At 65.2% G+C, this 1355-nt stretch carries 2 protein-coding genes; both read left to right on the top strand.

Annotated features, from left to right (window positions below; genetic code table 11):
* On the top strand, positions 1–583 hold a 583-nt coding region (locus Q0L94_RS17685; RefSeq protein WP_296755970.1), incomplete at its 5' end, for an ABC transporter permease.
* A complete protein-coding gene (locus Q0L94_RS17680; RefSeq protein ID WP_296755967.1) occupies positions 583–1350 on the top strand; it encodes an ABC transporter ATP-binding protein in 768 nt (255 codons plus the stop codon). The genes Q0L94_RS17685 and Q0L94_RS17680, both read left to right, overlap by 1 nt.
* Positions 1351–1355 lie beyond the last annotated feature (5 nt).

Genomic DNA, 1355 nt, shown 5'->3' with positions numbered 1-1355 from the left:
GGTGTTCGCCTACCTGCTGGGCGACCAGGCGCAGCAATACGGCGCCAACATCTTTGTCGTCGACGGCCTGTTGCTGGCGATCCTGCGTGAAATCTCGCCGGTCATCGTTGCCGTCCTGGTAGCCGGGCGCACCGGCGCGGCCATCACTGCGCAGATCGGCACCATGAAAATCACCGAGGAGATCGACGCCATCGCCACGCTCGGCCTGTCGCCGCTGGCGGTACTGGTGATTCCGCGCATCGTCGCCCTGCTGCTCGCGATGCCGCTGCTGGTCTTCATCGGCGACATCGCCGGCATCGCCGGCGGCATGCTGATCGCGCAGGAGCAGCTGGATATCTCGCATCACATGTTCATGGACCGCCTGACCGACGTGATCCTGCCGAAAACCCTGCTGGTAGGCCTGTTCAAGGCGCCGGTGTTTGCGCTTTTCATCGCGCTGATCGCCTGCCGCATGGGACTTGCGGTCACCCGCGACGCCCGCAGCGTCGGCGCCAACACCACGTCCACCGTGGTGCAGAGCCTGGTCGCCATCATCATCCTCAACGCCATTTTCGCCGTCATGTTCGTGAAGCTGGAAATCTGATGGCCGAACCGGTCATCGACGTCCGCGACGTCTCCACCACGCTGGGCGGACACAGTATCCATCGCGGCCTCAGCCTGTCGGTGGCGCGCGGCGAAGTCATCGCGCTGATCGGCGGCAGCGGCACTGGAAAATCGGTATTGCTGCGCGAGATCATCGGCCTGTTGCGGCCGCAGGCGGGCCGCATCGAGCTGTTCGGACAATCGGTGTGGAATGCGACGCCTGCGCAGATGAATGCGCTGCGCCGGCGCTTCGGCGTGCTGTTCCAGGATGGCGCGCTGTTCTCCTCCCTCAGCGTGGAGGACAACGTCGCCACCCCGCTGTTCGAGCACACTGACCTGCCGCACGCCACCTGCCGCCAGCTGGCGCGGCTGAAGCTGGCACTGGCCGGACTGCCGCCGGACACCGCCGGCAAACGCCCGAGCGAGTTGTCGGGCGGCATGCGCAAGCGGGTGGCGCTGGCACGCGCACTGGCACTCGACCCGGAATTGCTGTTCCTCGACGAGCCGACTTCGGGCCTCGACCCGATCTCGGCGCGCGCCTTCGACCGCCTGATCCGGCTGCTGGCCGACAGCCTCGGACTCACCGTATTCCTTGTCACTCACGACTTGGATACACTGTTTTCGATTATCGATCGCGTCATCGTGCTGTCGGATGGCCGCGTGCTCGGTAGCGGAACGCTGGCCGAACTGAAGCAAATCGACGATTCGTGGCTGCGCGATTACTTCGCCGCACGGGCGCCGAATGGAGAAACCGCGCATGGAAACTGAAGGCC

Source organism: Thiobacillus sp. (genome assembly GCF_024708915.1).
Note: the sequence above shows the minus strand (reverse complement) of the source record. Positions and strands in the feature narration are given on the sequence as shown.

What these genes read in the sequence shown, in the direction of transcription:
- Q0L94_RS17680 (WP_296755967.1), top strand. Translation starts at nt 583, where the DNA reads ATGGCCGAACCGGTCATCGACGTCCGCGACGTCTCCACCACGCTGGGC.